This window comes from Microcoleus sp. FACHB-SPT15 (assembly GCF_014849525.1).
Lineage (GTDB): Bacteria > Cyanobacteriota > Cyanobacteriia > Cyanobacteriales > Coleofasciculaceae > Symplocastrum > Symplocastrum torsivum.
The window spans coordinates 496,399-503,056 of the sequence record NZ_JACJNU010000053.1 but is presented as its reverse complement, the minus strand read 5'-3'; the positions used below and the strand labels follow the sequence as shown (position 1 = coordinate 503,056).

Annotated in this window: 6 protein-coding genes; 2 read left to right on the top strand and 4 right to left on the bottom strand. The window is 44.7% G+C overall.

The window, feature by feature from the left end; translation table 11 throughout:
- Positions 1–350: 350 nt before the first annotated feature.
- Entirely contained in the window at positions 351–2,258 is a 1,908-nt protein-coding gene (gene dxs, locus H6F98_RS21295; RefSeq protein ID WP_192220687.1) for a 1-deoxy-D-xylulose-5-phosphate synthase, read from the top strand.
- Positions 2,259–2,305: 47 nt separating this feature from the next.
- Here the strand turns inward: dxs and H6F98_RS21290 are convergent, their stop codons facing one another.
- A complete protein-coding gene (locus H6F98_RS21290) occupies positions 2,306–2,443 on the bottom strand; it encodes a hypothetical protein (protein ID WP_192220686.1) in 138 nt (45 codons plus the stop codon).
- A 208-nt stretch (positions 2,444–2,651) separates the two neighbouring features.
- Here H6F98_RS21290 and H6F98_RS21285 point away from each other — a divergent pair, with 208 nt between their 5' ends.
- Positions 2,652–3,839, top strand: coding sequence for a glycosyltransferase family 4 protein (locus H6F98_RS21285; protein WP_192220685.1), 1,188 nt, complete (start codon positions 2,652–2,654; stop codon positions 3,837–3,839).
- A gap of 23 nt (positions 3,840–3,862) precedes the next feature.
- Here H6F98_RS21285 and H6F98_RS21280 read toward each other — a convergent pair whose 3' ends face one another.
- From H6F98_RS21280 to H6F98_RS21270, 3 genes are read right to left on the bottom strand one after another with little or no spacing between them, the layout of a single operon-like run.
- Positions 3,863–4,609: an ABC transporter ATP-binding protein gene (locus H6F98_RS21280; protein ID WP_192220684.1), complete on the bottom strand. Its 747-nt coding sequence runs from the start codon at positions 4,607–4,609 to the stop codon at positions 3,863–3,865.
- Between the two features lie 11 nt (positions 4,610–4,620).
- Positions 4,621–5,490, bottom strand: coding sequence for an ABC transporter permease (locus H6F98_RS21275; RefSeq protein ID WP_192220683.1), 870 nt, complete (start codon positions 5,488–5,490; stop codon positions 4,621–4,623).
- A gap of 11 nt (positions 5,491–5,501) precedes the next feature.
- Complete coding sequence (locus H6F98_RS21270) at positions 5,502–6,560, bottom strand: aliphatic sulfonate ABC transporter substrate-binding protein (protein WP_192220682.1); 1,059 nt, start codon at positions 6,558–6,560, stop codon at positions 5,502–5,504.
- Between the last annotated feature and the right edge of the window lie 98 nt (positions 6,561–6,658).

Sequence of the window (6,658 nt, the reverse complement as noted above, 5' to 3'; positions counted from 1 at the left end):
AAGTTGATTAAACGCTCTGCTTATGGTTTTAGACATTTTGAAAATTACCGAATTAGATGCTTGCTTAATTGGCATCTTAATTGTTGATTTAGCATACTAAGTACTGAAGAGCCGGAATTATTTGTGCCCCTACTGGCGAAAACCCAAGACTTCCTCTAGTTCTTCACTAAATCTGTCAAGTCACAGGCAGAGTGACTTTTATCAAATAGCTCAAGGGAAAGCCGCTCAAGTAAAGGACACTTGACAGTAGATCCATGGCGCTTGATTCTTAAGGGGTCAAATTATTAGATACTTTAGAGTGTGAAAGGGATACCTAAAAAATCCAGTAGCAACTCTAAAGATACGCCCGTATGCATATAAGTGAAATTACTCATCCGAATCAGCTGCACGGTCTGTCGATTCGTCAACTTGAGCAAATTGCCCGTCAAATTCGGGAGAAGCATCTCCAAACTGTCGCTACTAGTGGTGGTCACTTAGGGCCAGGGTTAGGTGTTGTGGAATTGACACTAGCTCTATATCAGACCCTCGACTTAGACCACGATAAGGTTGTCTGGGATGTCGGTCACCAAGCTTATCCCCACAAAATGCTCACAGGTCGGTATGACCAATTCCACACGCTGCGGCAAAAGGATGGTATTGCGGGTTACCTGAAACGCTGCGAGAGCAAATTTGACCATTTTGGCGCAGGTCATGCTTCTACCAGTATTTCAGCGGCGCTGGGGATGGCGTTGGCACGAGACCTTAAGGGTGAGAGCTTTAAAGTTGCGGCGGTTATTGGTGATGGGGCGCTTACAGGTGGCATGGCATTAGAAGCGATTAACCATGCTGGTCATTTACCCAATACCAAACTCCTAGTCGTTTTAAACGACAACGAGATGTCGATTTCGCCCAATGTTGGGGCAATTCCTCGCTATCTCAACAAAGTCCGGCTAAGTCCCCCGGTGCAATTTCTGGCTGATAATTTAGAAGAGCAGTTTAAGAATATTCCTTTTGTTGGCGAGTCACTAACTCCAGAAATGGAACGCATCAAGGAAGGAATGAAGCGCTTAGCTGTGCCTAAAGTAGGTGCAGTGTTTGAGGAGTTGGGCTTTACCTATATGGGGCCTGTCGATGGTCATAATCTGGGCGACTTACTTTCTACATTTAAAGCGGCACACAAGCACGATGGCCCAGTGCTGGTGCATGTGGCGACGATGAAAGGGAAAGGATATGCGATCGCCGAAAAAGACCAAGTCGGCTACCATGCTCAAAGTCCCTTCAATCTCGCTACTGGCAAAGCGATTCCTTCTAATAAGCCTAAGCCACCTGCATACTCCAAAGTCTTTGCCCACACCCTAGTCAAACTTGCTGAGAACAATCCTAAAATCGTTGGCATCACGGCAGCTATGGCAACGGGTACAGGGTTAGACAAACTCGCCAGCAAACTGCCCAACCAATACATTGACGTTGGCATTGCGGAACAGCACGCTGTTACTCTCGCCGCTGGTTTGGCTTGCGAAGGGATGCGTCCTGTTGCAGCAATTTACTCTACCTTCCTGCAACGTGCCTACGACCAGATTGTTCACGACGTTTGTATTCAAAATCTGCCAGTCTTCTTCTGTCTTGATCGTGCTGGAATTGTGGGTGATGATGGCCCAACTCACCAAGGAATGTACGACATCGCTTACCTGCGCTGCCTACCCAATATTGTTGTGATGGCTCCCAAAGATGAAGCAGAATTGCAGCAAATGGTGGTTACAGGCGTTAACCATGATGGTCCGATCGCAATGCGCTATCCTCGCGGTAATGGCTATGGTGTTCCCCTAATGGAAGAAGGCTGGGAAGCCATTCCTATTGGTAAGGGTGAACTATTGCGGAGTGGTGACGATGTGCTACTGGTTGCTTATGGTTCAATGGTACATACCGCAATGCAAGCGGCTGAAATACTCAGTGAGCATGGTGTTGAAGCAACGGTAGTTAACGCCCGTTTTGTCAAGCCCCTCGATACGGACTTGATTGTGCCGTTGGCGAAGCGAATTGGTCGTGTAGTGACGCTAGAAGAAGGTTGCATCATGGGCGGTTTCGGTTCGGCTCTGACTGAAGCTTTAATGGAGCATGATGTTGTGGTGCCAGTGAAGCGCATTGGTGTTCCTGATCAATTGGTTGAACACGCTAAGCCAGATGAGGCTAAGTCCGAATTAGGTTTAACCGGTTCGCAAATCGCTGAGCGAGTACGAGAGGCTTACTTTAGTGAGCAGCTATCGGTAGTTGGAGGTTAAGACAGGTTTTAAGACCAAGGGTGGCGCTTGCTACCGTCAGGCATTACCTACCAACTGCGCGCCTTACGCTGATGAGGCGGAATAGTTAGAGCAAGGCGATCGCTTTTTGAAGAGATAAGTAGGAAGGCGATCGCCCTTTCTTTGTGTTGGATTGGAAAGGGTGTTCCTGATATAGCTGTAGCCATAAAGGTTAGGACAAATTTAAGAACCCAAACAACCACGTACTTGTGATAAATATAAAAGCCTTCTGCCTTAGTAATGGACTATTAGCCATTAGCTAAAGAGACGCTTCTCATCCGCACCTACGAGGAGATGCGGTTTTCTCAGTAGTTTCAATAAAATTTGAAAATATATAAATTTGTAGATCTGTATAAATTCGGGGAATAGGAGATCATGAAGATTCTGGTACTTGCCTGGGAATTTCCACCCCGTATTGTTGGGGGAATTGCTCGCCATGTGGCAGAGTTGTATCCAGAGTTAGTGAAACTAGGGCACTCGATTCATTTAATTACTGTCGAGTTTGGGGCAGCGCCTCTCTATGAAATAGTGGATGGGGTCCATATTCATCGGGTATCCGTAGCCCCCAGCCATGACTTCTTCCACTGGATTGTGAACTTAAACGAGAGCATGGGGCTTCATGGCGGTAAGCTGATTTTAGAGGAAGGTCCGTTTGATTTGATTCACGCCCATGATTGGCTAGTAGGGGATGCTGCGATCGCACTTAAGCATAACTTCAAAGTCCCACTCGTTGCGACGATCCACGCTACAGAATTTGGTCGTTACAACGGCATCCACACCGATACCCAGCACTACATCTGCGGTAAAGAAAAGCTTCTTGCCTTCGATGCTTGGCGAGTGATTGTTTGTACCGACTACATGCGACGGGAAGTCGAACGGGCATTAGAAACTCCTTGGGACAAAATTGATGTTGTCTACAACGGTATTCGACCGGAAAAGAAACACCGCGTTCCCAACTTTGATCACGGGAACTTCCGCCGTCGCTTTGCTGAAGATAGCGAGAAAATTGTCTATTATGTCGGTCGCATGACTTATGAAAAAGGTGTCTCTGTCCTGCTGAAGGCTGCCCCAAAAGTACTGCAAGAAATGGGAGGCGCCAAGTTTGTCATTATTGGTGGCGGTAACACTGACCACCTCAAGCGTCAAGCTTGGGATTTAGGCATTAGCCATAAATGCTATTTCACTGGCTTTATGTCTGATCTAGATCTAGATAGATTTCAGACTGTTGCCGATTGTGCGGTTTTCCCTAGTCTTTATGAACCCTTTGGAATCGTTGCTCTAGAAAGCTTCGCTGCCCGTGTCCCCGTCGTTGTCTCCGATACAGGTGGCTTGCCAGAAGTGGTACGACACACCAAAACTGGTATTGTTACCTCGACAAATAACCCTGACTCCCTTGCCTGGGGCATTCTACAAGTGCTGAAAAATCCTGGTTATGCCCAATGGCTGATTGACAATGCCTATGAAGATTTAGATCGCCGCTTTAGTTGGGCTAAGCTTGCCAAGCAAACCGAGGGAATTTATGGTCGAGTCTTGCATGAGCGATCGCAAGTCACTTGGTTGTAAGTTTGAATCGCCCTCTAGCTGCATTAAACCAAGGATTGTTGAGTCGGTGACAAATCTAATTCAGCCAATAACTGCTCTTTCCAATACTGAAAACGAATATCCGTTCTCTTACGGGGACGGGGCAAATCTAGCTGAAATTCCCGATGAATGTGACCTGGATTACCTCGCATGACAATGACGCGATCGCTTAATACTAGAGCCTCTTCAATATCATGAGTAACCAGAATCAGCGTTGGTCGATCATACTCCCAAATCTGCAGCAGATGCTCCTGTAACTTCATGCGTGTAAAGGCATCTAAGGCACTGAAGGGTTCATCCAGTAATAAGAGCGAGGGTTTTGTGACTAAGGCGCGTGCGATCGCAACCCGTTGTGCCATCCCGCCCGAAAGTTCACGAGGTAGTAGCTGTGAAGATTCCGTCAATCCCACTTTTTCAAGAACATCACCCGTCAATTTTTCTTGCTCAGATTTGGGTAGATGACACAATCCAAACTTCACATTTTCTTGCACACTTAACCAAGGCATCAATCTCGCTTCTTGAAAAATGATGCCAATTGCTGGATGGGGTGCTGTTATCAGTTGATTATGAATAAACACCGTTCCTGATGTCGGAAAATCTAAGCCTGAGATTATCCGAAGTAACGTACTTTTCCCACACCCACTGGTCCCAACTAAGCTAATAATTTCACCATAATCTACAGCTAGATTAATAGAATCTAAAGCCGTAAATCCATTATCAAATTCTTTGTTTATCCCTTCTATCTGTAGCATCCTCTTCCCTTTCATAATCGTGAGGCGTAGGCATCCTGCCAGTGTAGTAAGCGTTTCCCCACTACCGCCAAGACAGTATCGGTTAATTTGCCAAAAATCGCAAAAAGCAGAATGCTAGCAATAATAACGGAAGGTCGCCCTGTTGCTTCGCCATCTACCAACAAAAACCCTAGTCCTTTACTTGCTCCCATAATTTCAGCCGCAACCACAAACATCCAACCCAGCCCCAAACCATTACGCAAACCAACAATGTAAGACGGTAGAGTTGCTGGTAAAAACACTCGTCGAATTAATTGAAAACCGTTAAGCCGATAAACTCGACCCACTTCAACTAACTTGCGATCGACACCTTGAACTCCACTCATTAAATTCAGATAGACAGGAAAGAAAACACCTACGGCAATCAGCATTATCTTGGAAGTTTCATAAATTCCCAACCACAAGATAAACAAAGGAACCCAAGCTAGTGAGGGAATATTCCGCAAAGCTTGGAGTAAGGGATCTAAAAGTTGGTGAATTAGCCGCGAATATCCTGTCAAAGCCCCCAAAATGGTCGCAAAAGCACTACCAATCAAAAATCCTAATAAAACTCGATAAAGGGTAATGCTAATATGCTCGAATAGTTCTCCACTCAATGCCAAATCTCCAATAGTTGCAATTACCGTTGAAGGCGCTGGCAGTAAATTAGGAGGGAAAAAATTTACTTGGGCTAAAAATTCCCACAGTATTACTAATACAGTTGGTAGAATTAGCCCCTTTGTCCAGTTTACTTTAGAACGTTTTTTCCGCTTCTGCTTATTGCGGTATTGCGGTAGCTCTGTGGTTGAAATAGAAGTAGTCTTAACTAAATGACCATTAGAGTGATTCAAAGGCTTGCTCATCTAAATTCTCTCTACTTCTTAGAAACCTTTTCAACAAACTGAGGGTCAATCAAGTCACCTAAAACTTGCCCAACATTCACGGAGTTCTTGATGACACCACTTTTGAGCAACACATCGCCTGCTGCATTAATTGCTGTCTCTTGTTCCTTACCAATTACTGAGTTAGAGAGGTCAGTACGTTCGAGTTGCTTAGCCGCAACCGCATCCGTCAATTTGGATTCTTTCACCAAGGTTTGCTTCAATTCATCTGGATTATCGACAGACCACTTCCGGGCTTTTTCATAAATGGCTAATACCCGCTCCACGTAGCTAGGATACTCCTTAGCAAACTCTTCCCTTACATTCAAAACTCCATACGTGTTTAGATTAGCGTCACGGAAGAAGAGGCGCGAACCTTTTTCAAGTTCTGTTTGAGCCATTAAAGGGTCTAAGCCTCCCCAAGCATCAACATCTCCTTTCTCTAAAGCGGCTTTACCATCTTTGTGTTGCAGTGGAATTAGCTCAATATCTTTGACACTTAACCCAGCTTGATCCAATGCTCTTAGTAAGAAAACATGAGGGTCAGTTCCTTGTGTTACAGCAACCCGCTTACCTTTCAAATCTTCAACTTTATTGATACTAGAATTAGCGGTAGTCACTAATGCTGTCCACTCTGGTTTGGAGTAAACATAAATAGATTTGATTGGGTTACCATTAGCTTTACCAATTAAAGCAGCAGCACCTGCTGTCGAACCAAAATCAATACTACGGCTATTGAGAAGTTGTAAAGCTTTATTACTACCTAAACTTAGAACCCATTCGACTTTTACTTGGTCTTTGGAAAATTCTTCTTCTAACCAACCTTTCTCTTTTAAGACAAGACTCACTGGGTTGTAATAGGCATAGTCAATCTTAATAGTGGCTGGCTTATTGGCTGTTTGATTAGAATCTTGTGTTTGATTTGAACTTGAACCGCTACAGCTACTTACAACCACTACCAGAGCCATTGCCAGGGCAGTAAGAATAAACCAAACTGGAATGCGAAGGCTTCCAAAAAAGCTAAAACTTCTTTTTTTAAGTTGTTTGATCATAACTTTTGTAGTTTCCTTAAAGTAGAAAGCTTATTGAAGAGAAGAAGCAACGTGATTAGCGTTACTTAAAAGCTCAGTAATCAGACTTAGAGTGGAGT

What these genes read in the sequence shown, in the direction of transcription:
- H6F98_RS21280 (WP_192220684.1), bottom strand. Translation starts at nt 4,609, where the DNA reads ATGCTACAGATAGAAGGGATAAACAAAGAATTTGATAATGGATTTACG.
- H6F98_RS21275 (WP_192220683.1), bottom strand. Translation starts at nt 5,490, where the DNA reads ATGAGCAAGCCTTTGAATCACTCTAATGGTCATTTAGTTAAGACTACT.
- H6F98_RS21290 (WP_192220686.1), bottom strand. Translation starts at nt 2,443, where the DNA reads ATGGCTACAGCTATATCAGGAACACCCTTTCCAATCCAACACAAAGAA.
- H6F98_RS21285 (WP_192220685.1), top strand. Translation starts at nt 2,652, where the DNA reads ATGAAGATTCTGGTACTTGCCTGGGAATTTCCACCCCGTATTGTTGGG.
- dxs (WP_192220687.1), top strand. Translation starts at nt 351, where the DNA reads ATGCATATAAGTGAAATTACTCATCCGAATCAGCTGCACGGTCTGTCG.
- H6F98_RS21270 (WP_192220682.1), bottom strand. Translation starts at nt 6,560, where the DNA reads ATGATCAAACAACTTAAAAAAAGAAGTTTTAGCTTTTTTGGAAGCCTT.